General features: G+C 68.2%; 21 protein-coding genes and 2 pseudogenes. 10 read left to right on the top strand and 13 right to left on the bottom strand.

The annotated features are described in order from the left end of the window. Window positions 1–43 precede the first annotated feature (43 nt). The 3 genes from AMK16_RS27295 to AMK16_RS27285 form a co-directional block, all read right to left on the bottom strand. Complete coding sequence (locus AMK16_RS27295) at window positions 44–475, bottom strand: hypothetical protein (protein ID WP_143196891.1); 432 nt, start codon at window positions 473–475, stop codon at window positions 44–46. Window positions 476–945: 470 nt separating this feature from the next. Further along, the gene (locus AMK16_RS27290; RefSeq protein WP_242438930.1) at window positions 946–2,019 is read right to left on the bottom strand and encodes a CPBP family intramembrane glutamic endopeptidase; all 1,074 of its coding nucleotides are present in this window, start codon (window positions 2,017–2,019) and stop codon (window positions 946–948) included. Window positions 2,020–2,767: 748 nt separating this feature from the next. Next, a complete protein-coding gene (locus tag AMK16_RS27285; RefSeq protein ID WP_143196889.1) occupies window positions 2,768–3,646 on the bottom strand; it encodes a hypothetical protein in 879 nt (292 codons plus the stop codon). Window positions 3,647–3,775: 129 nt separating this feature from the next. On the opposite strand from AMK16_RS27285, the gene AMK16_RS35960 reads away from it, so the two are divergent. From AMK16_RS35960 to AMK16_RS27270, 3 genes are all read left to right on the top strand, one after another. Further along, a complete protein-coding gene (locus AMK16_RS35960) occupies window positions 3,776–4,084 on the top strand; it encodes a hypothetical protein (protein WP_143196888.1) in 309 nt (102 codons plus the stop codon). A 4-nt stretch (window positions 4,085–4,088) separates the two neighbouring features. Continuing rightward, on the top strand, window positions 4,089–5,756 hold the full coding sequence (locus AMK16_RS27275; RefSeq protein WP_079191749.1) for a trypsin-like serine peptidase: 1,668 nt from the start codon (window positions 4,089–4,091) through the stop codon (window positions 5,754–5,756). A gap of 216 nt (window positions 5,757–5,972) precedes the next feature. Then, window positions 5,973–6,479, top strand: a complete 507-nt coding sequence (locus AMK16_RS27270) for a hypothetical protein (RefSeq protein WP_143196887.1) — start codon at window positions 5,973–5,975, stop codon at window positions 6,477–6,479. A 271-nt stretch (window positions 6,480–6,750) separates the two neighbouring features. Here AMK16_RS27270 and AMK16_RS27265 read toward each other — a convergent pair whose 3' ends face one another. Further along, window positions 6,751–7,554, bottom strand: a complete 804-nt coding sequence (locus AMK16_RS27265; protein WP_073919969.1) for an alpha/beta fold hydrolase — start codon at window positions 7,552–7,554, stop codon at window positions 6,751–6,753. 166 nt (window positions 7,555–7,720) lie between these two features. Beyond that, on the bottom strand, window positions 7,721–8,023 hold the full coding sequence (locus AMK16_RS27260; RefSeq protein WP_338014484.1) for a DUF6415 family natural product biosynthesis protein: 303 nt from the start codon (window positions 8,021–8,023) through the stop codon (window positions 7,721–7,723). A gap of 768 nt (window positions 8,024–8,791) precedes the next feature. Here AMK16_RS27260 and AMK16_RS38590 point away from each other — a divergent pair. Then, window positions 8,792–9,097 carry a hypothetical protein gene (locus AMK16_RS38590; protein ID WP_443333614.1) on the top strand — a complete coding sequence of 102 codons (306 nt, stop codon included), beginning with the start codon at window positions 8,792–8,794 and terminating at the stop codon, window positions 9,095–9,097. Window positions 9,098–10,503: 1,406 nt separating this feature from the next. On the opposite strand, the gene AMK16_RS27250 is transcribed toward AMK16_RS38590, so the two are convergent. Further along, a complete protein-coding gene (locus AMK16_RS27250) occupies window positions 10,504–12,552 on the bottom strand; it encodes an RHS repeat-associated core domain-containing protein (RefSeq protein ID WP_199885609.1) in 2,049 nt (682 codons plus the stop codon). On the opposite strand from AMK16_RS27250, the gene AMK16_RS27245 reads away from it, so the two are divergent. After that, window positions 12,521–13,033 (top strand): TetR/AcrR family transcriptional regulator, encoded by a 513-nt coding sequence (locus tag AMK16_RS27245; RefSeq protein ID WP_242438929.1) that lies wholly within the window; start codon window positions 12,521–12,523, stop codon window positions 13,031–13,033. The genes AMK16_RS27250 and AMK16_RS27245 overlap by 32 nt on opposite strands. A gap of 691 nt (window positions 13,034–13,724) precedes the next feature. Here the strand turns inward: AMK16_RS27245 and AMK16_RS27240 are convergent. Then, on the bottom strand, window positions 13,725–14,366 hold the full coding sequence (locus tag AMK16_RS27240; RefSeq protein WP_073919967.1) for a LysE family translocator: 642 nt from the start codon (window positions 14,364–14,366) through the stop codon (window positions 13,725–13,727). Window positions 14,367–14,675: 309 nt separating this feature from the next. Here AMK16_RS27240 and AMK16_RS27235 point away from each other — a divergent pair. Next, window positions 14,676–15,515, top strand: a pseudogene (locus tag AMK16_RS27235) (Tn3 family transposase); the annotation flags it as partial. Window positions 15,516–15,593: 78 nt separating this feature from the next. Here the strand turns inward: AMK16_RS27235 and AMK16_RS27230 are convergent. Both AMK16_RS27230 and AMK16_RS27225 read right to left on the bottom strand, forming a co-directional pair. Next, window positions 15,594–16,439 (bottom strand): ABC transporter permease subunit, encoded by an 846-nt coding sequence (locus AMK16_RS27230; RefSeq protein ID WP_073919966.1) that lies wholly within the window; start codon window positions 16,437–16,439, stop codon window positions 15,594–15,596. Then, a complete protein-coding gene (locus tag AMK16_RS27225; RefSeq protein WP_073919965.1) occupies window positions 16,436–17,344 on the bottom strand; it encodes an ABC transporter ATP-binding protein in 909 nt (302 codons plus the stop codon). Before AMK16_RS27225 ends, AMK16_RS27230 begins: the two co-directional genes overlap by 4 nt. A 133-nt stretch (window positions 17,345–17,477) precedes the next feature. Between AMK16_RS27225 and AMK16_RS27220 the strand changes: the two genes are divergently transcribed. Together AMK16_RS27220 and AMK16_RS27215 are read left to right on the top strand one after the other, a co-directional pair. Next, complete coding sequence (locus AMK16_RS27220; RefSeq protein ID WP_199885598.1) at window positions 17,478–18,737, top strand: sensor histidine kinase; 1,260 nt, start codon at window positions 17,478–17,480, stop codon at window positions 18,735–18,737. Further along, a complete protein-coding gene (locus tag AMK16_RS27215; RefSeq protein ID WP_073919964.1) occupies window positions 18,734–19,393 on the top strand; it encodes a response regulator in 660 nt (219 codons plus the stop codon). The genes AMK16_RS27220 and AMK16_RS27215 overlap by 4 nt, the downstream gene beginning before the upstream one ends. Before the next feature lie 868 nt (window positions 19,394–20,261). Here AMK16_RS27215 and AMK16_RS27205 read toward each other — a convergent pair. After that, entirely contained in the window at window positions 20,262–21,857 is a 1,596-nt protein-coding gene (locus AMK16_RS27205) for a tyrosine-type recombinase/integrase (protein WP_199885597.1), read from the bottom strand. On the opposite strand from AMK16_RS27205, the gene AMK16_RS35955 reads away from it, so the two are divergent. Together AMK16_RS35955 and AMK16_RS27195 are read left to right on the top strand one after the other, a co-directional pair. Next, window positions 21,840–22,187 (top strand): calcium-binding protein, encoded by a 348-nt coding sequence (locus AMK16_RS35955; RefSeq protein WP_073919963.1) that lies wholly within the window; start codon window positions 21,840–21,842, stop codon window positions 22,185–22,187. The two genes, AMK16_RS27205 and AMK16_RS35955, sit on opposite strands and share 18 nt — an antisense overlap. A 337-nt stretch (window positions 22,188–22,524) precedes the next feature. Continuing rightward, complete coding sequence (locus AMK16_RS27195) at window positions 22,525–22,764, top strand: hypothetical protein (protein WP_143196886.1); 240 nt, start codon at window positions 22,525–22,527, stop codon at window positions 22,762–22,764. Between the two features lie 106 nt (window positions 22,765–22,870). Here the strand turns inward: AMK16_RS27195 and AMK16_RS37650 are convergent, their stop codons facing one another. The 3 genes and pseudogenes from AMK16_RS37650 to AMK16_RS27185 form a co-directional block, all read right to left on the bottom strand. After that, the gene (locus tag AMK16_RS37650; protein ID WP_242438950.1) at window positions 22,871–23,134 is read right to left on the bottom strand and encodes a hypothetical protein; all 264 of its coding nucleotides are present in this window, start codon (window positions 23,132–23,134) and stop codon (window positions 22,871–22,873) included. Window positions 23,135–23,268: 134 nt separating this feature from the next. Next, a pseudogene (locus AMK16_RS37645) lies at window positions 23,269–23,517 on the bottom strand (ATP-dependent DNA ligase); the annotation flags it as partial. Between the two features lie 349 nt (window positions 23,518–23,866). Continuing rightward, complete coding sequence (locus tag AMK16_RS27185) at window positions 23,867–25,210, bottom strand: pectate lyase family protein (protein WP_073919960.1); 1,344 nt, start codon at window positions 25,208–25,210, stop codon at window positions 23,867–23,869. Between the last annotated feature and the right edge of the window lie 299 nt (window positions 25,211–25,509).

Here is a 25,509-nt window from a genome sequence, read left to right as displayed (position 1 = left end):
AAGAGGCGTGCTGCAACCGATCAATGAGAGATCAGTTTGTTTGTCAGTGGAACATTTCCCAGATGGTGTAGAGGTTGTTGGCGGCGTTCATGGCAGCCAGCGGAGCCTTCCAATACCAAGAGAGGCCGTTGTACCAGGCCTGGAATTCGCTGAACTTTCCGCCGACGGCCTTGGCGAAGCCGGGGACCTTCTTGAGCAGCTTGACAAGCCCGTCGAACTTGCCGGCGGTAGCGGCCTCGCCGTTCGCGATCGACTGCAGCTCGGCGCGCTCGGCCGCGGTGTACTCGACGGGGGAATTCAGTAGGGCGGCGGCCAGCGACTGGACCGCCTGCTGCTGCTCCGGCGTGGTCACCGAGATGGTGGGGGCAGGGGTGACAGAGGGAGCCGTGCTCGCCTGAGCGGCAGTGCCGCCGAGGCCCAGAGCAAGTGCCGCGAGTACTGCGACGCCCCCGATGCGTAACGTATTGCGCTTCACGTATTCTTCCTTTGCGTTATGCACAAAGGGGTGCGGAGATCAGGCGCCTGTTCGTGGAGCCGTCGGCTTGGACACTTTCGGCCCCGAACCGCGTCTGACTCCCCCCCCCCGTGCAAGTTGACTTTAACCGCGTCAGGTCGACCTGGTCCGGGTCAACTTGATGCGTTCATTGCGAACGTAACGCACCAGTCTGATCTTGCCCATATCGGCGTGACTCAAGTCACACGGCGCATTTCGGACGCGGCCCTCAGCTCGTGGATTTCTTCGTTCCGCCCGCGCCGGTGGTTGCTATCAGCGGCTTACTCCGGAGGACGAGCGGATTTCCGCTCCTCGGCGAATCGAGAGATGGCTTGAAACGCCGCGCCGTGTTCTCCGGTTTCTGACAGGAGCACTGCGCCCCTTCCATGCCGTCTGAGTACTCGCCGGAGCCGCGACAAGGGCGGACAAGTGCCTGGCGGGCGGGGCAGCCGTCAGCTTGCACGACCGCCGCGGGGGCCGAGGCCCTCTGGTCGGCGCGAAGCGACACCACGGGCACTGCTCAGCCGTGCCACCAGCAGGCAGTATGCCGGCGCGCTCACCAGCTCCAGGATCAGTGCCTCCCAAGGCGCGTCCGCCGCGGTGCCCGTCTCTGCCAACTGCCCCAGCGCCAGCGCCAGCCCATAGGACAAGATGTTGTTGGCCGCGTGCATGGCGATCACGGCCTCAAGCCCGCCGGTCCGGATGACGAGCCACCCCCACCACAGCGCCGAGTACAGCAGGAGAAAGAAGCCGCTCCAACTGCCGAACCCGTGGGCCAGGGCAAAAAACACCGAGGCAATGCACACCCCCGGCCACGGGGAGCGCAGGAACCCGCCGAAGAACTGCACGATCCAGCCCCGGAAGAAGAACTCCTCCGCGGCAGCCTGGAACGAGATGAGCACGGCGAGGAGTACCAGCCCGAACAGAAACCTGCCGAGCCCTGGGGCGTCCCCCTCGAAAACCTCGTCTCCCTCCTCCATCCAGCTCCACAGCGCCAGAACGCCCAATTCCAGGGCCATCAGAGGGAAGGCCACGCCGGCACAGATCCCGAACCAAGCCCACCGCACCCCACCCGTCACCGCCGCCACTGTCCCCGCCGGACGGTCGCCGCACCACCGCGCGGCCAGCAGCACCGCTGGTATACCGGTCGCCAGCGCGAACAGCCCCACGGCTTCGTCGGCCAAGGGGTTGACCAGCAGTCGGGTGCTGCCATCAGGGGCGAGGTCCAGGCCCACGACCGCGGCCACCTGCATGCTGACCCCGATAGCCACGACGAACCCTGCGACCAGCAGCCCGAACACCGCAAGGGCCTCGCCGAGCCGCCGCGGCCACCGTTGCCGACCATTCCTGGCCTGCTCGTGGTACTCCGTTCCGGCCGGCGCCGGAACGGGTCCCGGCCGCGGTCCATCGGGGTTCAGGGCCGAGCCATTTTGCCCTGGCCAGGACGAGTACGTCGACAGGCTGCCCCCCGGCGGGGTGCCGGGCTCGAAGTTCTGCGCCCGGTCTGGTTCCGGCATCTCCGACATGGCCGAAGCCACCATCCTCTCCTTTGCCTCCCCGGTGAAAGGGAGGTCCTGTGGCATAGCGCCGTTATCGAATCCTGCGCGATCACGTCCCGCTGTGGCGGTGGTTGCGGGACGAAGGCGGGCTCCTCGGACTCACATGGCTGCGTACCAGCGTGATCGGCGGACACGTGCAGGTTCTTGCCTGAGATGCGCACGACACTGGCAATGCAGTAGGTGCTGTCACCGCAGACCCCGGTCTCTTGGAAAGGACCGACCCACCGTGGGCAGGGCGTCGATTCGCATGGTCGCCGGTGTCCGCTGGCGCGGCTGCGCGGCATGTCGCCCAGGCCGGCGATCCGGTGCTCGACAAACCTGGCCCGCCAACGACCCGCCGACGACGCCCACCTGACGAGCTTGACAAAGGCACAGGGGCGCCTCCGGCCCTCTGCGATTGGACGCCTCCGTCGGTCGACAGCTTCAGGGAGGAGCTGCCAGACAACAAATGAACCGTTTGGCAACGGCTTTGCCCATGTCCCGAGGTCAGTTTGAGCATCCAAGCAGCCCGACCGGCCCGGGTCTGGGGTTCAAGTCATTTGTGGAATCGTTTCAGCCACGGTGAACGACGCACTTAAATCGCCGACTCGACTGCTCCCAGAAAAAGAACCGTGCCCCCTTCTCATGGCTTGGCAGGAATAACCGGAACGCGCACCCGACTCGTGCACCGCACCTACCACTCGTTTCCGAAGCGCGCGATACCGCAGCTACACAATCACGAAAGAGGATGGGCGCGCCGCCTCCGCTTCAGGGCATACGCCCCTACGGCAAGCGCGGCAGCACAGATGCCTGCCGCCAGCCAGGAAGCCGGGCGCTTGCCCAGGTCGGTCAGCGTAGGGGCAGGGTCATGGCAGTCAGGGGCCGCGGGTTCCACCCGCAGCCGGGCCCAGACCTTTGACGGCATCCCCTTCTCTCGCCAGACCACCTTGTACAGACCCGGCTTTGCGTCGCACCTGATACGGACGACGGCGGAGACCTTCTTCGCTCCGTACATGACCACTGGTCGCGTGAACGCCGACGAGGTCAACGTGACGCCTCCGTCGCCGCCCATCCCCAGGCCGTCGGTGGCCGTCATCTCGCCGCCGGCCCGCACCGACCGCACGTCCCAAGGGGTCGCGGGCCACTCCACATCCGCGGGCCAGTGCTCCTCCTGGGGCTCGGGCGGCAGCTCGGAGACCCGTCTCGCGCACGCCACGCGCTCCGTCTCTTCAGCCGGAGCCACCCGGACGCTTCCCCAGAGCCGCGTGACCTCGGAGGGGTTCCGGTCCCCGCCTGATCCGATGCGCACCTCGTAGGACCCGGGCGCAGCGGTGCAGGAGATCGTCATGACCGCGGTGACGTGTGGAGCGTTCATCCTCATCCGGCCATCGGCCGTGAATGCTTCGGAGAAGACCCTGTCGCCGTCGCCGGCGGCGTCCTGCAGGCCCACGGAGACACTGACCTGCTCTCCAGGCCGAACCGACTGGTCGGCGCCACTTGGAAGCGGCAGTGGCACATCTGTAAGCGGAGCGGCCTGCACGCCCTCCGCTCCGAGTGACATGAACAGCGGAATCGTCAGGATTGCCGCGCCGATCCATGCCCGTAATCGCTTCATTTGTCGCCTTTCTGGATTCGTTGACGATCTTTCACACCACTGCCTACTCTGCCCTCTTCGTCGAACTGACGCACCAACACACTGCGATGCCAGGCGTCATCACTCAGGAAGCAAGTCATTGAGATCAAAATGGTTGACCGCACTCGCGCTCGGCGCCAGCACCGTGCTGCTTACCGCCCCCGCCGCCCTGGCGGCGTCGGCCGCTCCCTCTCCGGTCGGCACGAGGCTCCCCTCACCCTCACCCTCGGCCTCATCCTCCACACCGAGCAGCCCTTCGGGCTTACCCCGCTCCACGCCCTCGCCCTCGGCCTCGGCCTCGCAGCTTCCCCTTCCGGCCGCACCACCGGTATCCGCTCCCCCCTCTCCCTCCGCGTCCACCCCCAAATCACCCCCTGCTTCACCGGCCTCAACCGCGGACGAGCAGTACTGGACGGCTGAGCGGATGGCCCAGGCCAAGCCCATCGACGCCGCCCGCGGCGCCGGGCCCACCAAAGCTCCATCAGCACCCGACTCGACAGGCGCTGCACGGGCGGACACGCCCCACGCCGCGCATTTCGACGGCCTCCCGATGGTGGGGACGTTCTTCTTCGACGGCACACCGGTCGGTGGAAACGCCACTTACTGCACCGGCAGCGTCGTGCGAAGCAAGGGAAAGAGCCTGGTGCTAACCGCGGGTCACTGTGCGAACGGCCTTAACGCGGCCAAGCACCGTGTCTTCGTGCCGCAGTACCAGTTCCTCAAGATCCCGGCCAACCAGCCGTGGGGACTCTTCGCGGTCGGCGATGTCTATAAGGACGACCGTTACCCCACCAGGGGCCAAACGAAGGCTGCCGAGTCGGACCTGGACTTCGCCTTCGTCACCGTCGCCCCAAATGGCAAGGGCGCGGTTGAGGACGTCGTCGGCGCCCTCACTTTCACCACCTCGACGTCGTACGACCACAACGTGACGGTCGTCGGCTACCCGGCCCAAGCCAGCGACAACAGCCAGCACAAGGCCATCCGCTGTGATGTGCCGACCCGTCGGCTGTACGGGTTCCGGCAGATGCAGATGGAGTGCGGCGGCTACTACGGCGGCGTCTCCGGCAGCCCGTGGATCAAGGGATACAACGCGGCTGCCCGCACCGGCCAGGTCGTCGGCAACATCGGCGGATACAACGGCGGCGGCAACGACGCCAACGTCGACTGGATCTCGTACTCGCCGCTCTACGGCAAGGATGCCCAGGACCTTTACAACGACGCCAACAACGGCATCGGACCGGAGAATGTCCATCGCAGTACCTACCAGCCTCCGACGGACGGCCCCGTCCTACCAGGCAGCGGCGACACCTGGAAGCACGCCAAGCAGATTTCCGCCGGAGACTTCTCCGGCACAGGTCACAGCGATCTGCTCGTCATCTGGACCGACGGCGAAGTCACGCTCTACCCCGGTGACGGCAACGGCGGCTTCCGCCCCGAACGGCAGCTCCTAGCGCCCAACGCAGGCTGGAAGCCGGTCGCAACCATAACCGCCGGCGACTTCACCGGCTCCAACCAGTTCGATCTCATGGTCCGCTGGGACGACGGCAGGATGACCCTGCACGGCGATGTCGGCTCCAACGGCCTTGGCGCCGGCGTCGAAATGGCTCCCTCAGGGTCCATCTGGAGCCACGCCACCCAGATAGCCGCCGGTCGCTTCAACGCCGCCACCTACGTGACCGACCTGATGGTGCGCTGGTCCGACGGCGAGCTCAGCCTGTTCACCAACGTGGGCGCCGGCAGCCTGGGCCAGGAATACAAGCTCAAGGACCCCAACAGCACCTGGAAGGACGCCACGCTGCTGACGTCCGGGCAGTTCGCCGGCAACCAGAAGTGGGACCTCATGGTCCGCTGGTCCAGCGGCGAGCTCGACAACTACGTCGGCACCACCACCGGCGGCCTCGGTGGCGAGCAGCGCATCCACGGCCCCAACAAGACGTGGACCCACAGCGTGATCATGACCACCGGGCAGTTCACCAGTGACGGCCTAACCAACGACCTCATGATCCGCTGGACCGACGGCGAAACCACCATGTACCAGGACACCCGCATGAACAGCCTCGGCACCGAGCGGATGATCTCCCCGCCGGCCTGACCCGCCCTGATTGCCCCTGCAAGCACACCAGGCACCACCGTGGGATCCAAACCCAACCGGATCACCGGCGCACCCCTTTGCATGCTGGTGGCTTCACAGCACAAGGAATGCAGCAACACTGCGATTACCCCGTGAGAGCGGCACGAGGAGTTGCTCGGGCGTCGCGGCATACTGGTGACCGAAACGTCGTACATCGCGCGGCCCGGGCGGAGGGTGGTGCGCACCACGACCCCGGGTGCGCTCAATGGTAAGGACGACGTCCCGATGGCCGGCGACTGGAACGGCCACGGTACCGACACCGTCGGGTACTACCGCCCCTCGAACGCCACGTTCTACCTCAGTGACTCCAACACCCAGGCCAACGTTGACCACCAGGTGAAGTTCGGCAACCCGAACGAGATACCGATCAAGGGCGACTGGAACGGCGACGGCACGGACAAGGTCGGCATCCATGCCCGGCCGAATCCAGCTTCTACGGCGCGGCCAAGGACTCCGACACCGTCCTCTACAGCGGCCGCTTCGGTGACCCCACCGACATCCCCCTCACCGGCCAGTGGTAACCACCACCCCCTGACAGGAACCACCGCCGGGCACCGTACCCGCCTGCAGCAGAGCGGCAAGTACGGTGTCCGGCCCAGGCCTCTGACCCTGCCGCTCGATGTCCTCGCCGGAGCCCACGGAGCTACCGAGCACACAGCCGAGACGGCCGCCCGGGCCGGCTGACCCGGATGATCACCAGCACCGTCGCCCCGCATCTGGCCCACCTCACCGAGGACGTCCCCTGGCCGCGCAGGTGATAGGCCGGAGGGTGCCCGCCGGACGTAGATCGGAACTTGCTGTCCAGCAGTCGGTCCCCCTGGACCGGCCGCGGCGACGTTGGACCCCTGCGGCGCGCAGGAGTGTGGACGACCGGCACGGGACCCGGGGGCTCCCGCCGTCCTGCCGCCGCGGCCCGCCGCCGCCGTTGCACCGGACAGCTGTCCGATGCGCCAGGTCAGCGCAGGCCCGCCAGGAAGCCGGTGATCGCTTCGTTGGTGGCTTCGGGTGCGGACATGTGCGGGCAGTGGCCGGTTGCATTGAGCGTGATCAGCGTCGAGCCTTCGATCGCCTGATGGACGAAGGCGCCGACCTCACGGGGAGCGATGACGTCCTGGGTGCAGTCCAGCACCAGCGTCGGCACGCTCACCTTTTTCAGGTCGTCTCGCGAATCCGACAGGAACGTGGTCCGGGCGAAGACGCGCGCCATGCCAGGATCCGTCGCGCAGAAGCTGTTGGTCAGTTCCTCACCGAGTTCCGGCCGCTCCGCGTTGCCCATGATCACCGGTGCCATCGTCGCCGACCAGCCCAGGTAGTTCGACTCCAAAGACTCCAGCAGCTCGTCGATGTCCTCGGCGTTGAACCCGCCGCGGTAGTCCTCGTCATCGATGTAACGGGGAGAGGGAGCGACCATCACCAGTGCGCCGATGCGCTCCGGGGCCGTGTTGGCGGCCAGCACGCCGATCATTGCGGAGACGGAGTGGCCGACGAACACCGCGTCGCGCAGGTCGAGCGCGGCACAGACGTCCAGTACATCCCGGGCATACCCGTCCAGCGAGGCGTAGCGGTCTTCCGAGAACGCGGACAGGTCCGAGCGGCCCGAGCCCACATAGTCGAAGAGGACCACCCGGTAGTCCCTGACCAGGGCAGGTACCGTGAGGCGCCACATGTTCTGGTCACAACCGAACCCGTGGGCCAGCACCACGGTCCGGCCCTGCGGGTTGCCGGTGACAACGACATTGTTCCTGCGCTCGATATCCATACCCAGCAGTCTCTCAAGCCCCGCCCACGGCTCCCACCAGCCCCCGCAACACGGTGTCCAAACGGCACCGGGCGCCCTCGCGGCCAAGGCGTCGATCAAGGCCCGGCAACGCCATTAGCGGTACCCGAGGCTGCGACGACCTGGAGGTGCGCTTGGCGACACCTGCTCACAGAGCCCTGACCGGCCGGGGTGCGGCCTCGGTAAGGCGGTCCAGATGTTCGTAGAGGACACGGACCAGGCGGGCGTAACCCTGGGCGCAGCGCACGGTTCCCTGGGGGCCGGCCGCAAGGCGGTGTCCGGCTTCGGCGAGGACAACGCATGCGAGGATGCGGGCGGTGTGGCCGTCGGTGAGCTGTTCGGCGGCGTGCCGGACGTCGGCGGCGACCGCGTGGGCGGCTCCGGTCAGCTGCAGCGCGATCTGCTCAACGCCCGCGGGGCGCAGATCGGGGTCGGCAGACCATCCCAGCACGGCTTTGATCGTGCACTCGTGCAACGCCCGGTCGAGGGGGATGTCCCCTCCGAGGCGCCCTCCGGGGTCGTAAAGGACGACCACATGTGTGCTGCTCGTCGGGGTCCCCGGCGTGGGCATCGCGGTGGGCCTGAGCGCACCCGGGCGTGTGCCCGTACCCGGGGGTAGTGCCGCCGCCGTCGCGTGTGGTCGCGTGCTGGGGTGGTCGCTCGCAGGTCATCGAAGAACTCCGACCGGTCCGCGCGAGGGATCTTTGCTCGCAGTGGGTAGTGGGGGCGGCCCGGTGGTACTGCCGCCAGAGCGCTCTGGTCACCGGGCCTCACCCGCGCACGCCCTGTCGGCGCGGACTGCCCCGACCATAGCGGCGGCCCGCCGGCACCCCGCGCCAGAAGCACGGTATTCGGCGCCCGTGACCAGCCGGCCCGTGTTGACCACCCACGCTGACTGATACCGGCCGGCTCCGGCGGGGCCGGGCCACTGCCTCAGAGGCCGCTGCTTCCGGATCCCCTCCCGGCCGGAGCCGGCTACTGGACGTCACGGCGGCCACGGTCGACGATCTGGGTCGAATTCAGGGGTGGTCTGCGTCGATGTACGCCTTGATGGCACCTGTGATCAACCGGCGGCCGTGGTCAGGGTCCAGGGCCCCGCCTGGAGGTGGCCGTAGAGGGGCTTTGGGACCTCGCACAGCGGGCCGAGCTGGCGCATCGTCAAGTTGGTCCGCCAGTAAGCCCCGCCTACTACCAGGGCCTGGAACCGTCCATCGGCCGTATGCTCGCCACCGCCGGCTACGGATGGCACTACGAGACCTCCCTGCACGCCCTGCGCCTCGCCCTGTCCGGCGCGTTCGACCGCAGGCCCCAGCTGAGGATCCTCCTCGGCCACCTCGGCGAAGGCATCCCTTCCACCTCGCCCGGCTCGACGACATGCTCAACCCCCTCGCCCACGACCTGTCCAAGCCCGTCAGCAGCTACTTCCACCAAGCCGTTGATCGACCAGATGCTGCGGGCGGACCTGGACGCGCCACGCAAGCAGCGGCACACGGTGAAGCGGATCTTCGAGCGGCTGCTGGATTAGCACGGTGCGGATGAGATCTCGTACCAGATGGTCCGCGGTTACGTGGCCACGCGGCGGGAGGAGATCCGGGTCCAGGCCGGTCGGGGTGTGGTGGAAGCGTTCGTCCCGCAGACCCACAAGCCCGGGGCGGAGGCGGAGGTCGACTTCGGGGACGTGACCCTGCGGTTGGCCGGTGAGCTGGTGACCTGCTGCCTGTTCGCGTTCCGCCTGTCCTACTCGGGCAAGGCAGTGCACCGGGTGTTCGTGTCGGCCGGGCAGGAGGCGTTCTTCGAGGGCCACGTCCACGCTCCGCCCCCGCCATCAGCTCGGCCGGGACGTCGTGCCCGAGGACGCCGCGCAAGTGGTCGGCCGACCAGCCCGGAGCCATCTTCTCCGTGTCCCCGCCGAGCTCCTCCCCAGCTGGCGAGGCGCTTCTGGGTGGCGCGGCGGACCGCGTCGGTGATGGTCATCACTATCGCGGCCGTCTGCGCCGCTTCCCCGAGCGCTGCGGCGAACGGCTCGGGCTGGGGCGGGTACGTCATCGGCAGCAAGCTCCGGTCTCGACGAGCTCCGGTTTCGTCGTGCAGCCGGAGGTGGTGGCCCACACCAGCAGGTGTCGGAGGTTCGGCAGCGGCCGAGGCGAGCCCTATCGGGTGACACTCGATGATTTCCCCGCTATTTCACCGGAAGCATTCGGAGCATTCACGGACGGGACACTGAAAGCGGAGACTAATCAACAATATACCAACCACATAGGGCTCCTAGCCCGAGAATCAGAACAATGACAGCGGATTTGGCAAATTTCACGATTCCTCCTAGCCTTGGAGTCCGACTTGGCGCTCTCACCGAAGCCATGAACGAGGGCGCCCAGTGGGTTCCGTGGGCTTAATCCGGATCAGTAATTTGTAGAGTTGTTGCGCACATTTGTCGGCCTTGATATCTTGACTTCTCGGTAGCGTTTGCCCGCGACCTCTTCGAAAAACCGACTTCGGGCATTCCGCTCGCTGCAACAAAAGCCAACCCCTTCGACCGGCCTCCGCAGGTAACCCAGTGGTGAGGCCGCCCCTCGGGTCCGCGATCGAGTCTCGGGTAAAGCCCTCCCCCCCAGGAGGTGACCGGAGACGGAGGCTCGTCGGCTCCGCTTGCCGAACGCGGATGGCCGAAGAGACGCACCCATGCCTGCTGCCGTGGCCACATAGAAGGCCCAGGGCGCCTCTCCGTGAAGCGCCCTGGGGTCTAGTCGAAAGCGTCGACGGCTGGCCGCCCCCAGGCGGCTATTTCCCCCTTCTGCCCATGTAAATTCCGACACATATCGCTATGAGAGCGATGACCAGCAGGATGATTCCAGTAGGTCCGCTGGGGAACCACAGGGCGGCAAGATCCATCGGGGCCTTCCTTTCACGTTGACCGATGGAGGCACTGGGGCCTCAGTTCACATATGCGTCTTTTGCCTGGTCTCCCACGTAGGAGCCGACCACGGCACAGCCGCCGGAGACGATCGCGCCGCCCACCCCTGCCGTCGCGGCTCCGAGCAGCCCCGCACCGAACATGCAGGCGACTTCAGTGCCGAGGCCGGCTGCGGTGCCGACGAGGTCTCCCTCCAGAGCTTCGCCGTCGCCGTTCGCCGCGTCGGTGCCCAGCTCTATGAGGTCCTTCGCCAGGAGCAGAGTGTCGATGATGGAGCGTCCGCTGGGGTCGATGTTGTTGATGGGGTCGTCGCCGGCGTAGGCGTAGCGGTTGCCCTGTGCGGGGTTGGCGAGGAAGGTCATCGGGTCTTGGGTGGTGAAGCGGCCGGTGGTGGGGTCGTACCAGCGCTGGCCGTACTTGAGGTAGCCGGTGGTGCGGTCGTAGGTGCCGCCGACGAACCGGTAGGGGTTCTCGGTGGCAGCCGTACCGGACTTGACGGTCTGGGCGGCGCCGTAGGGGTCGTACTCGTACACGCCGGACTGGACGGTGGACTGGTTGATGAACTGCACCGGGTTTCCGAGGCCGTCGACGATGTAGTAGGCCTCGTAGCCGTTGGTGGTGCGCAGGGCGAGGGGCTGGCCGGTGGTGGGGTCGTGTTCGATGTAGGCGGTGCCGGTGCTCAGCTTGACCTGTTCGATGACGGGCAGGCCGTACTGGTCGGTGCGGCCGTGGACGTAGTCGACGCTTTCGCCTTTGTCGGTGGTCTGGTGGACCAGTTCGTTGGCGTTGGTGCCGGCGTAGGTGTAGCTGCCGGTGCCGTTGCCGGTCTTGGCGGTGGTCATGCGGCCGGCGGCGTCGAACGTGGCCGCGGACAGGGCGGGGGTGGTGGTGAGGTTGCCCTGGCCGTCGTAGGTGTAGCCGGGGGTGGTGATCTGGTTGGCGGCGTCGTAGGCGAGGTTCTGGGTGGTGGTGCCGTCGGTGGACGTCTTGCGGTTTCCGCGCGCGTCGTAGGTGTAGGTGTACGTCTTGCCACCTCCCGAGGTCGCGACCTTCGTCAGCCGGTTGCCGCTGTCGTAGCTGTAGCTGGTCGTCTTACCCGTCAGGTTGTCTTTACTCCACTGCAGCAGGCTCCGGTCGTCGCCTTTTGCCGTGGAGCAGGTTCCGGGGGTGCCGATGGCGCGGCAGTAGGTGGTGTCGAACTGCCGGGTGGGGGTGTCGGCCGGGCCCTGGTCTGCCCAGACGCGGTTGATGCGGCCGGACTTGTCGTAGTCCTGGTGGACGCGGGCCTTGAAGAGGGTGCGGGCGTCGTTGGTGCCGTAGTAGGTGTCGGTGCGCCGGCCCCGGTCGTCGTAGCTGAAGCCGATCTTCGTCGACGTGGAGGGGGTGTTGGTGGTCACCTGGGTGAGCTTGTTGGCGTTGTCGTAGGTGTAGGCGGTGGTGCCGCGGGCGTCGGTGAGGGCGACCTGGTTGCCGTTCTTGTCGTACCGGTAGGCGAGGGTGCCTCCGCCGGACGTGGCGGTGCGGGAGGTCAGCCGGCCCAGGTCGTCGTATCCGTAGGTCGTGGTTCCCGAGGCGTCGGTGCGGGTCTTGACGCGGCCGAAGGCGTCGTAGGTGTAGGAGACGTCCGGGGTGGAGTCGGAGTAGTCGACCTTGCCGATCCGGTCACCGTCGTCGTAGGTGAAGGTTCTGGTGATGCCGCGCCCGTCCTTGGCGGTGGCCGGACGGCCGTAGGCGTCATAGGTGTACGACTTGGCTTTCAGCGTCCCGCCGGCCGGGTCCACCGAGGTGACCTGATGCGTTGAGTTGTCGTAGTTGTAGGTGGTGCTGGTGGTGTTGCCCGGGTCGGTGGAGGTCTTCACCGTTCCGTCGCTGTTGTAGTCGACCTTCGCGGTGGAGGCGTTCGCGTCGGTGGCCTCGGTGAGGTTGCCGGCTCCGTTGTAGGTGTAGGTCGACTTGTATCGTCGACGGTTGTCCGCGACCGACTGGACGGAAGCCGCGCTGACCGCCCTGGCCGAAGGCGGAGTCGCCGCAGTCGCGGTGGAACCGCTCGCGGCCCGGCTCGGCACCACCAAGGGCAGCTTCTACTGGCACTTCGCGAACCGCGAGGCACTCATCGAGGCAACGCTCTCACTGTGGGAACAGCGCTTCACCGAGGCGACCATCTCCGCCGTGGCCGACGAACCTGACCCGGCAGCCCGACTGCGGATGCTCTTCACCCGTGTGAGCAGGGACGCCGAACACAACCCCGTGGCGGTCAGCGTGCTCGCCTCGGCCGGGCACGAACTCGTCGCGCCCGTCGCGCGGCGCGTGATGGAACGACGCATGGCCTACGTGGTGAGCCTTTTCGAGGAGGTCGGCTTCCCGCCTGAGGTGGCGGTCCAGCGGGCCATTCTGGGGCTTACAGCGCATATCGGGAACAACCAGCTGGCCGTGCGGCTGCCCGGTCTGCTCCCCCTCGGCACGGACGACCGGCTGGACGGTTACCTCGACGCGGCGGTCGAACTGCTACTGCACGACGCACCCGGCCCGACCAGGTCCGCAACACCCTGAGAACCGCCCCTCTGACCGGCCCGATACGCGTGTACTGCATATGTCGGCGCGTTCGCCGGTCATCTCGCCCTGGCCATGCACACGCCAGTTGGATCTGGCTTCTCCCGCTGACGTCGCTGGGAGAGGGCGCTGCCGGCAGTTCAAGGACATCACGCACGCTCCAGCCACGTCGGGCAGTTCCGGCAGGGTAGCCCCCCGGCGGGTACGGCTGACGTCAGCTCGTGGACGAAGGCGGCCCTGCGGCCGTTCAGGCCCGTCATCAGAGCCCGCGACGTCATCAGCACGTCCCGTCGGCGCGGCGCTCCCGGTAGGTCAGGCTCAGCAGTCCCTCCCCAACGGGAAGTCGCCGGTGCAGGGATCGGTGGTGACACCGTGTGCCTCGCTGCGGAAGCCGCAGAAGCCGCGAAGCCGCGGAAGCCGGAGAGCCGCGGTCCCTCCAGCGCTCCGAGGTGGCGCAGGACCAGGCCGTCGCCGGCTCCGAGTGCTTGCCTGGGCATCAGGACGGGGATCCCGGGCGCGGTGACGGTGACCACGGCGGCGACCAGGTGCATCTCCTGGCACAGCGCCGCAGGGTCATACCGCTGTAGCGCTGCGCGTGGCATTCGACCAGGTGGGCACTACTTGCCGGGACTGAGCAAGGGACAGTGCCTGCTGAACCCCATCGAGATGACGCCGACCTGCCACGGCCGGTTCAGTCGGCGCGTCCGGTGAGGGCGACCGCGGCGCCGAGCCCGATCATGGCAAGTCCCCCTGTTCCGCCGAGCACCGACATCCCGCGAGAAGAACGGCACAGCCACGTTCGCGCGGCGGAGGCGGCAAGTCCCCAGACGCCGTCGGAGATCACTGCCAGCACGGCGCCGGCCAGACCCAGAAGGAGCATCTGGGTGACGACCTGACCAGCTTCCCGGTCGACGAACTGGGGCAGCACCGCAGTGAGGAAGACGATGCTCTTGGGGTTGGTCACTCCGACCGTGAAACCTGCCCGCACAGAGCGCCCACCTGCACCTGGCAATGCTTCTGGCATCGCCGTCTGTGATCGGCTTCCCCAGCCGGCGCGCAGCGCCTTCACCCCCAGAAAGACCAGATAGGCGGCACCGGCCAGCTTGACCGCATTGAAGAGCAACACTGATCGCTCCACCACGGCTCCGACCCCCAGCGCAACTGCGATGACAAGTACGTAGCCGCCCAGCGCGTTGCCCAGCACAGAGGCCAATGCCGCCCGGCGCCCGTATGTCAGCGCCCGCCCAATGACGAAGAGCACGCTGGGCCCCGGGATCGCGGAAAGGAGGAGGGACATCGCACAGAACGCAGCCAGTTGATGCAGATCGACCATGCGGAGATCATGACCCGCGGAAGTCAGAAATACGAGACGGACCTTCGACCTAGGTCCCGACACCCGGCCGGCCACGTCAAGACACCCGGCGCCTCCTGAGACCCAACATCCTGCGCTCCCCCACAAGGCCGCCGGGTGACACCCTCGCGTGCCCGCGTCTGGCACGCCGACCCGTCGGCGCACGCATCCGGCGCACGCATCCGGCGCGTGCTCACGGCACCAGGTACGGGCTCACGCGCGTCGCCCGGAGATCGGTGTGTCTGCCAGCCTGGTGTCTCCGTCTCTCTACACCGCGAACTCGCGCGAACACTGATCAATGACCAGGCGGCCGGACTCGGCGGCAAGGTGGTGGCCGGCACCCCGCGCGACTCGCTGTACGTGCTGGACGTCCTCTACGACCGCGACGGCGGCAAACGCCCCGACATGATCGTTACGGATACCGCCTCGTACTCCGACATTGTCTTCGGGCTCCTGACCTTGGCGGGGTTCACCTACGCGCCGCAGTTCGCCGACCTGCCGGACCAGAAGATGTGGCGCATCGACCGCTCGGCCGACTACGGCGCGTTCCAGGACGCGGCCCGCGGCCGGGTCGACCTGGTCCGGATCGAGCGGCACTGGGAGGACATTCTGCGGATCATCGGCTCGATCCACACCGGGGCCGTGCGGGCCTACGACGTGATCCGGATGCTGTCGCGTGACGGCCGGCCCACCCCGCTGGGCGACGCCATTGCGCACTACGGGCGCATCTCCAAGACCCTGCACATCCTGCGTCTGGCGGACGAGCCGGCCTACCGACGGAAGATCAAGGTGCAGGCCAACCTCCAGGAGGGCCGCCATGCGCTCGCCCGGAAGATCTTCCACGGCAAGGCCGGGCAGCTCTACCAGCGCTACCAGGACGGCATGGAGGACCAGATCGGCGCCCTCGGCCTTGTCCTCAACGCCCTGGTGCTCTTCAACACCCGCTGCATGGATGCCGCCGTCACCCAGCTCCGGGCCGACGGCTTCGATGTCCGCGACGAGGACGTGGCCCGCCTCTCGCCGTTCGTGCGACACCACATCAACATGCTCGGCCGGTACTCCTTCCAGCTCCCGGACCTGCCGGGTGGCCTGCGGTCACTGCGTGACCCCGATGTCGTCGATGAGGAATAACGGTCGTCAACTCGTCATCCTGGTCGCGGCCGCCTTGGCCGGGGTGTCCGTACCCCGGCAGTTGGCCGACCGGCCCTCTCACTGGTCGCGCCGTTGTGCGCTGGTGACGGCGAGCACGGCTGCGGTGAGCGCCCACACCGCGTAGACGGTCCAGGCTCCACCGGTCGTCCACGGGAAGTCGGTCTGGCGGGAGCCGACCTCGACGAGCCGCGACCACGCCTGATAGAGCGTGGCGTGCCCGGCGACCGCCGACCAGTGGCGGCCGTCGGTGAGGACGATGGGCAGGACGAGGATGACCACCACCGAGGCGGTCATGGTGGCCGAGGTGTGCCTGATGACGGCGCCGATGGCCAGGCCGGCGAGCGCGCACAGGGGCGCCAGGAAGGCGGACGCCACTACGAGACGCAGGGCGCCCGGGTAGCTGATCGAGATGCCTGCGTCCCGGCCGCCGAGGATCGCCTGCGTCAGGCCGAACGAGGCCCCCGCGACGATCGCGCCGAAGACGGTGGCGACCGCCGTGACGACCACCGCTTTTGCGGCCATCACCGAACGGCGGGCCGGAACGGCCGCGAACGTCGTACGGATGGTGCCCGTGCTGTACTCACCGATGATCGCGACGGCGCCGATGGCACCGAGGGCGAGCATCATGACCACGGCGGCGTTCGCCGTGAACGCCTCCTGCAACGGAATTCCGGCGCGGACGAAGTCGGCTTGGTCCGCCGGGCTCCGCGCCGGCCAGTAGTTGTAGGTGTCGTAGGCGGTGCCCGCGTTGAACGCGATGACGGCCAATGCGGTGGCCCCGTACGCGATCCACGTCGAGCGCAGCGATCGAAAACTGATCCACTCGGCGGCCACAAGGTCGCGGAAGCGGGCGCGGGGTTCGGCGGCCCCGAGTTCACTGGCCGAAGCGTATGTCGTGGTCACTGGGGGTCTCCTGCGAGGTATTGCACGCTGCCGGCGGTGAGCTCCATGAAGGCCTCTTCCAATGAGGCGGACTTGGCGCTGAGGTGATGCAACGGAATGCGGTGCTCCATGGCGATCTCACCGATCCGGACTGTGGTCACACCGGTCACGGTGAGCAGGTCACCCGCCGTGTTTACGGTTGCTCCCTCGGCCGTCAGCAGGTCTCTCAGGACGGCTGCGGCGGACGTGCCCACCGTGACGCTCTGCCGGGTGCTACGGGCGGAGAACTCCGTGAGGCTTTCCGCCGCGATCAGCTCGCCGCGGCCGATGACAATCAGCTGGTCGGCGGTGTGCTCCATCTCGGACATGAGATGGCTGGAGACGAACACCGTGCGGCCCTCGGCGGCGAGCCGCCTGAACAAGTCACGCACCCACTTCACGCCTTCCGGGTCGAGGCCGTTGAGCGGCTCGTCGAAGAGCATTACCGGTGGTTCGCCGAGCAGGGCGGAAGCGATGCCGAGCCGCTGCTTCATGCCGAGCGAGAATCCGCCGATGCGGCGCCGGGCCACCTCGGCGAGACCGACCTCCCGCAGCACCTCCTCCACCCGGCGCTGCGGAATGCGGTTGCTGCGGGCCAGGGCAGACAGCTGCGCCACCGCGCTGCGCCCGCCGTGCACATCGTGCGCGTCGAGAAGGGAGCCGACATGACGCAGGCCGCGGGGGCGGTCGCGAACGGAACGGCCGTCGACGGTGACGGTGCCGCTGGTGGGCTCATGCAAGCCGAGTATCATCCGCAGCGTGGTGCTCTTGCCGGCGCCGTTAGGACCGAGAAACCCAGTCACCTGGCCGGGTCGCACGGTGAAGGTCAGACCTTTGACGGCCGTCGTGCTGCCGTATCGCTTCGTGAGCTCGTTGACTTCGATCACGGGGACAACGGTGCCGGTAGGCGACCCCGCCCGTAATCGGGCCACCGATGACGATCGGAGGGCACGGGTGTCAACCCTGGTTGTACGGCCACAGTCAGATGTGCCGTCAGGTGCAGGTGCTTACGATCAAGGCATGTCCACCTCACCGCCGCTGCCGCTGCCGCTGCTCAAACGCCTACCGCCGGGCCTGTGGACGGCACTGGCGTGGTACACGGCAGCAGTGGAACCCATCGTCGAGTACGTAGTGATGCCACCGCGACGGTATTACTCGCTCAGCTACCCCCGGGACGGGCTCGACTCGCCCGGAGCCCAGGCGCTGCTCGCCGTCGCCTTCGTACTGGTCATGGCCGGCAGCGCGGTGCTACGCCGCAGGACCTCCGCGGCGTACGGCCTGGTGATCGTCGGTACGGTCATCTCGACGGTGGCCTGGCGTCAGGATGAGATTCCGCCCACGCAGTTCCTGGCCGTGGACATCGCCCTCTGCTACATCGCAGCCACCCGACCTCGACGGATCTCGCTCGCCGCGGCCGGCGCGGCGCTCGGCACACTCGCCGGCTACCTCGTCCTGCGGTCTATCGCGGGCGACGACTCCGGGATCGCCCCCGAGCCCTTCATGGCCCTGACCGTGGTCATCGCCTGGCTCATCGGCAACTCGGCGCATCAGGCCCGTGCCCACACCGCAGAGTTGCACGCCCGGGCCGCCGCCGAGGCCGTCACCGCCGAACGGCTGCGCATCGCCCGCGAGATGCACGACACGGTCGCCCACAGCATCGGCATCATCGCCTTGCAGGCCGGCGCCGCGGCCCGGGTCATCGAGACCCAGCCGGCCAGAGCCCGCGAGGCGATGCTCACCGTGGAGATGGCCGGCCGCGAGACGCTGTCCGGGCTGCGAAGGATGCTGGGCGCACTGCGCCAGGCCGACCAGGATGAGGAACACACCGGCCAAGGCCGTTCGCCCGCGCCTGCGCCCCTGCGACCGGCCGCCGGCCTGGCGAACGTGGAACAGCTCGCCGCGACGACCACGGCCGCCGGGGTCCGCGTGGAGGTGCGGTGGCAGGGCAGGCGACGCCCTCTGCCGGCCGACATCGACCTCGCGGCGTTCCGGATCGTCCAGGAGTCGGTGACCAACGCCGTACGGCATTCGGGTGCCGATTCCTGCCGGGTGCGCCTCGACTACCTCGATGACGAGCTCACCGTCGAGGTCTCGGACCGAGGCAGCGGCGGCGGCACCAGCACGGACACCGGGTACGGTCTGATCGGCATGCGGGAGCGGGTCGCCCTGCTGCACGGCAATTTCACTGCGGGGCCGCGCCCGGGGGGCGGTTTCCTCGTAGCGGCCAGACTCCCGGTACCGGCAGGAACCGAGGCAGAAGCGAAGGCGGCAGCCAGATGACCATCCGTGTCGTGCTCACCGACGACCAGCCCCTGGTCCGGGCCGCCCTGCAGATGGTCATCACCGACACCGCGGACATCGAGGTGGTGGGCGAGGCAGGAGACGGCGCGGAAGCGGTACGGCTGACGGAGGAGCTCGCCCCCGACGTCGTGGTGATGGACCTCCGGATGCCCGGCATGGACGGCATCGAGGCCACCCGGCTGATCACGACGGGCACCGGCTCCACACGCGTCGTCGTCCTGACGACCTTCGACGACGACGACTACGTCTACGGGGCGCTGCACGCCGGCGCCTCCGGGTTCCTCGTCAAGGACATGGCCCTGGACGACATCCTCGCCGCAGTCCGGATCGTTGCCGCCGGGGACGCTCTGATCGCACCTGCTGTCACACGCCGGCTGATCAAAGAGTTCACCGCCCGACCCGCAGCGTCACCGCCGCGGCGGGTGGAGCTCGGCGGCATCACCGACCGGGAACGCGAGGTGCTAACCCTGGTCGGCAGAGGCCTGTCCAATACGGAGATCGCGGGCGAGCTCTACATCAGCATCGCCACCGCCAAGACCTACCTGACCCGCCTGCTCGCCAAGCTCGATGCCCGCGACCGGGTGCAGCTGGTGATCCTGGCCTATGAGGCGGGCCTGGTGGCACCGTCCCAGTGAGCGGACGAAGTCCCTGAGCAGTGAGCACCGGCATGCGGTGCGCGATCCGCGCCGCACGGGTCCACTCCAACCCTGCCGTCAGTGCGCAGGTTGATCAAGGTTCTGGCTTCTGCCGAGACTTGGCCATCCGCATCAGCAGCGACGCACCTTACTCACCGAGGTGGGTCAGGGCAGAGACTGGGCCTTCGCGTGTCGCCTTTCGTCGGTGGCCGCGCTGGCTGCGGTAGCTCGTGCTGCTCGTTGCTTGCAACCTCAGCGGCATCGGCATCGGTGGTCTGGCCTGGGCCGTCGTGAAGACACCGGGCACCCGCCAAAGATGTCGTCCAGACCTCTGAGTCTGCCGGAACCGTCAGCCTCGCTGGTTGAGAGCTCGGGGCAGGCCGCGGTTGGCGGCTCGGGCTGCGTCGAGTTCGGTCTGCCATTCTTCCAGCGCGCGCGTCAGCTCGACGTTGCGTTGTTCGAGCCTGGTGACGCGGCCGGTGAGTTCCGCGATGTCGGAGGGCGGCCCGAGTCCGGAGGCCTTCCAGACCTCTTGGCTGAGGGCTTTCGACAGGCGTTCTTCGAGTTGATGGACGCGGGCGGCCAGGCGGGCGCTGCGCGCGCCCGCGTTGGCCAGGTCGGCCTGCAGGGAAGCGGAGGTGACGGCCAGCCCGGCCCCGGACTGCGTTGCGGGTTCGTGGGCGGCGGTGTGGAGGGCGTCGAGGAGGTCGCGGTGGCGATAGAGGAAGGTGCGGTCGACGCGGGGCGGTGCGGGCGATGGCCGAGGCGGTCAGCGAGGTCCCGTCGCGCCGGGCCGCGGTGATGGCCGTCTTCATCCGGGTGCGGCGCCGTTCGGTGTCGGCCTGGCGGCCGTGGTTCATGGCGGTGGTCACGGCTGGTGGGTCCTTGAGGGTCGGACGTCGGGCAGGGGCTGGCCGACGCGGGGCATGCCGAGGTGGACGGTGCGGGAGCGGCGCACGAGGGTGACGGCCTGTTCGATTTGCGCGCGGTCCTCGGCGGTCAGCTGGTCGAGGTCGGAGCTGACGCGGTCGATGAGCCGGCGGATCCGGCTGATCTCCTCCTGCGAGGGCATGGCCTGGGTGCGGGCCCACTCGTCGGCTTCGAACGCGGACATCAGCCGCTCCCGGCTGCGCAGAAGGTCGGCAAGGTGGGCCTGAAGGTCGGGGAGGTACGAGACGTCGGTGGAGAAGTGCTCGCAGCCCAGACACCGGAACCGCAGCGGACACGCGTGGCCGCCCGCGGCCACGTTGGACGGTTCGCGGCAGACCCCGTACGGGGTCGCGACCTCCCCGATGGCGCGACGGACGTGCTCGGATTCCAGCAAGCTCTGCGCCGCGCGCCAGACCCGGTTGCCGTGCCGGTCGAACTGCAGGGCCGTGACCCGGTCGACAGCCTCCCGGCGGCGTTCCGCTCCGACCCGGTAGTAGCCCTGGGTGGTGGTGATGAGCCGGTGGTCCATCAGCTCCTTGAGGACGTCCGGATGCACCCCGGCGTCGGCGTGACGCTGGGCGTAGCAGTGCCGGTAGGCGTAGGTGAAGATCCGGGCCCTGTCGAACGGCACCAGGGATGTGACCTGGGTGCCAGCCTCGGTGGTGATGAGCGGAACGACGAGGTCGGGCAGCGAGTCCACCCATTTCCGGTGGGCGGTGGAGATGTCGTTGAGTGGCTTGGTGCCTTCGGGGTTCGTCCTCGCGCGGGGCAGCAGCTTGAGTCTTGCCGGCACGGTGGTCGGGAAGCGGTCGCGGACGCGTTGCTGCTGGCGGCGGATCACCTCGGCGGTCTCACCGCCGATGGGCAGGCGGCGGCCGAGCCGGTAGGCCTTGTGGTTGTCGTAGACGAGCACGGGTGATCCGTCTGGGTCGCCCTCCAAACAGTCCCAGGCCAGGGTGTAGATCTCGTCGGGGCGCGGGCCGGTGTCGATGAGCAGCTCGGTCGCCACCCTCGTCTCGGTGCTGCTTAGCTCTTCCAGGTGGTCGAGGTGGGCGCACAGGACGCGCATCACCGCTTCGGGCAGGTCGCGGCCGGCCTCGGCGTCCTCTGGCTCGTCGGGCATGTCCTCGGGCCAGATCGCGAAGTCGACCGGCATCCCCTCCAGCACGCCTCCGGGGCTGGCCAGGCCCAGGGTGCGGAAGCGGAGCAGGACCCGGCGGACGAACCGGGTGTAGGCCAGCCGGCGGGACGCGCTCTGCTTTCCCGTCTCGGTGAGGTGGCCCATGCGGCTGCAGTACGCCACGATGTCGCCTCGCCCCCACGCCGCCGGATCCTGTCCGCGGTCGGGACGCTGCAGGCGCAGGCTCTCCGAGAGCATGGCCAGGGCGGCGACGACGGCGCGGGCGTGGTGGACGGCGTTCTTGTTCCGCCGCCGGGGGAGGTCGTCGTAGACCCAGATCTTCATCGCTTCCCGCAACGGCGTCTGGGCGATCGAGGTGAACGGCACCACACCTGCGTGCCCGAAGACGGACATGTCCCAGACGTCCTTGACCCGCTCGGTCTCCGGTGTGTCTACGGCGAGGCCGGCAACGACACCAACTACGGCGAGACGCTCCTCGGCTCGCTGCTCTACCTCTTCGACAACGGCGACGACCACATCTACGGCGGACCCGGAAACGACGACCTCGACGGGCAGAACGGCAACGACACCCTCGTCGACACCTCCGGCACCGACACCATGAGCGGCAACCTCGGCAACGACATCATCAACGTGGCGGACGGCGCCGGCGGCGACACCGCCAACGGCGGCCTCGGCTCCGACACCTGCACTGCAGACGCCACAGACACCACCACCAGCTGCTGACCCTGACCCACGCGACACCGCAGGCCGGGCAGCCCGTCGACCGCCCGGCCTGCGGTGCGTAGCCCGTAGCCAGGCCCGCACGCAGCGGGCTGGTGGCGCGCGGTAGCGCCCTTGGCCTCCACCGGGGCGCGGCGTCTGGCGAGGTCCAGCTCCTCAATGTTGACGCCCAGGATTCCTCGGCGCGGGCGACGCTCCTATAAGAGCCTCCCCGGCGGGAGTGAGCCCAGAGCGCGGGCCGCCACCCGGTGGAGGCTTGTATGAAGAGGAGGGGGAACAGCTTCCACCGCGAGGACGGATCACCTTGTGACTGCGACGCATCAGTAATCGTTTGGCCAGCATGAACAACACCGCTCGGCGCACGCTCGCCGTCCTCACCCTTGCCGGGGCCGCACTCACCCTGCCCGGAACCGCCCACGCCGGCGACGACCAGTACCTCCTCACCGGCACCCGTCACATCAACATCGACGACTCGCTCAACAGCTACAACGTCACCCGCGGGGACAGCGTCAACCAGGGCATGGGCAACATCCTCCAGCCCCTCACCCAGACCGGAGCCCCCAACGCACGCCTCGTCTAGCCGGACACCGCGCTCGCGGCGTCCGGGCGTAGGTGCCAGCGCCGTCAGTCCCCGTGACGCCCCTGGAGAACTTACCCGGCGCGGCGGCGGGCGGCTGGATCGGCAGTCAGCCGGCCGCCGCAGCCGGCCCTTCCCCGAACCGCGGGACATCGTCCGCGGTCACGTCCAGGCGCAGCCGCTTGAAGCGGAGCGGGTGACGGAAAACGCCCCGGTCAACGGCCCGATCGACGCTGACCTCCGCCACCAGCTCGGGACAGGCCAGGGTGACGTCCAGGACGTCACGGCTCCCCCACGCCGAGGCGAACCACACCCCCTCGAAGGGGTGCCCGGGGCCGGCCGCCGCCAGATGGTCGCCGACCTGCCGGGACACTTCCGGGCGCAGCGTGACCGTCCGGCCCACCGCACGCAGCCGGCCCGCGGCGTCGTAGCCGGGGCCGTCATAGCGTGCTCAGTGAACAGCGACTCCAGGAGTGCGCGCCGCTCCTCGTACGGGCGCGTCAGGAGCTCCTGGCCGTCCAGCTGCAACACGTCGAACGCGACGAAGTAGGCCGGCAGGCCGGCTGCGAGGCCGGCGGCGCCGCGGGCGCGGGCGGCGGCCCGCCGCTGCAACGCCTCGAAAGACAGGCGTCCGTCTTCGGGGTCCCAGACGACCAATTCGCCGTCGAGGACCAGGCCGTGCGGCAACTGCGCCTCGGCGGCCGCCACCAGGTCCGGCCACCGATCCTGAACCAGCGACCCCCGGCGGGTCTGCACCAGCACCCGACCACCCGGCCCGGCCACGGTGAAGACGATCGCCCGGTGTCCGTCCACTCAAGCCGAGCGACTGGTGCAAGACCCGCTTGGAGGTCACCCCGGCCGAATCCGTCGAAGCGCCCCAGGTAGCGGCCGGCGCCGCTCGTGGACCATTTCCGCCGACTTCTGGCCGCCGAGAACAAGGTCGTGCGGCCTGCGTGAACCGGCCTGTGCTGTTGTCCAGCAGACGCCGTGAGGGGCCCGGGAACGCATCGGCGGCCCCTTCACAGTCCATGGCGCGGCGGACCGGGCGGCATGGTACGCGAGGGCCGGGGGCTGGTGGTCTCCCGGCCCTCGCGTGTCTCGGGTGCTACTTGAGCACGCCCGCCCCCGTGGTCGTCGCCAGCGACGTCGGCAGGTTGCTCGCCGAGGCCTCCAGGCCCGTCGTGAGGGTCGGGGTCCAGTTGACCGTGGTCTTCAGGTCCTTGGACGAGGCGGCGTTGTAGGCGGCGACGAGGTCGGTCACCGTGCCGTTGACGAGGTTGCCGGAGCCCTTGACCGAGCCGGTGCCGTCACCGCTGAGGAGCTTGGCGGCCTTCGCGCCGGACGGCAGCTTCCAGTAGTTGTTCTCCGCGACGACCTGAGCCTTGGCACGGGAGTTGATGCTGTACTGCGGCGTGTACCCGTTGAGGGGCGTGACGTCGTAGTAGTTGTTGTAGATGTGGATCTGGCCGATGCGGGCAAGGGGGGCGCGCTGCATGATGCCCTTCCACACGTTGTGGTGGATGGAGACGCGCAGCTTGCCGACGCTGTCGGTGTCGCTGCTACCGATCAGCATCGTCTTGTCGTGGTTGGTGAACTGGTTGCGCGAGGCGGTCACCAGGTCGGATCCCTTGGTGATGTCGAGGGCGCCGTCGTGGATCTGGTACTCGCGGCCGAAGTACTTGGGGTTGGCGCTGTCGAAGTGCGGCGCGTCGGTGAACGTGTTGTGGTCCGCCCACACGTGCGTCGCGCCACGCAGGGACACCGAGTCGTAGTTGGAGTTCCAGTTGCCGTCGTCGCCGTCGGTCGGGTCCCACTGCGGGAAGCAGTCCTCAGTGGCGGCGAAGGTCAGGTTGCGGACGATGACGTTGTCCACGTTCTGGATCTGGAGCATGGCCCCGGTGAGGCCCGCGTTCGTGCCAGGGGCGCCCACAATCGTCGTGTTGGCGGGGACCTTGAAGACGATGTTCTTGCCCTGCTTGGCCTGGGCGGCGGCGCGTGCCGCCTCCTGGGTGCCGGAGGGCAGCTTGGAGCGGCCGTAGGTGGCCGGGTCGTAGGCCTTGAGGTAGGCCGACAGCGAGTAGCCGGTGCCGAGGGCGTAGTCGGCGCAGGTCAGCTTCTTTCCGCTGTCGTCGGTGTTGGCGTCGATCACGCCGTTGATCTTGATGATGCGGGGCGTGGTGTCGGAGACCGAGCCCAGCGCCTTCACGAGCTGCGCACGGGTGGAGACGGTGAAGGTGTGGGCGGCGTCGGCCTTCGTGCCACCGGTGGTTCCCGTACCGGAGGATGCCCAGCCGTCCTTCGGGGTGAGCGTCTGGTGGTACAGGTCGACGGTCCCGGCGTTGGCGTTCATGATGACAGCACCAGAGCCGACGCATGCGGCCACGACGGCCGTGCAGATGACGGCGGCACGACGGGAGCGGAGGGACCGGCGGTGGGAGCGAGCAGCCACGGGGCTTCCTTACAGGGGGGAAGGAACAGGGTTACGCCTGTCAGTGGCCGCCGATCCGCAAAAGGTTGCCGCGTGCGGGGATTTTTTTCTGCGCCTTTCCCGCGACTCGATGTCGCCCGAGTCTGCCTTCTGCCTCCACGTCGCTTACCCGATCCGCTCAGCTTCGGCTCGCTGCGGGGAGAGTTGGGCTTACAGCAGCCAATACTCCAGCAGCGTTTCGCTATTTGGCCTGGTCAGGAGGACCGTCGGGAGCGTAGTGGGTTGGTGGGGCGTCGGTGGAGGACTTCGCCGAGTGCCCC

It is taken from the genome of Streptomyces sp. CB00455 (assembly GCF_001905445.1).
Taxonomy (GTDB): Bacteria; Actinomycetota; Actinomycetes; order Streptomycetales; family Streptomycetaceae; genus Streptomyces.
This window is presented reverse-complemented; position numbering and strand designations above follow the sequence as displayed.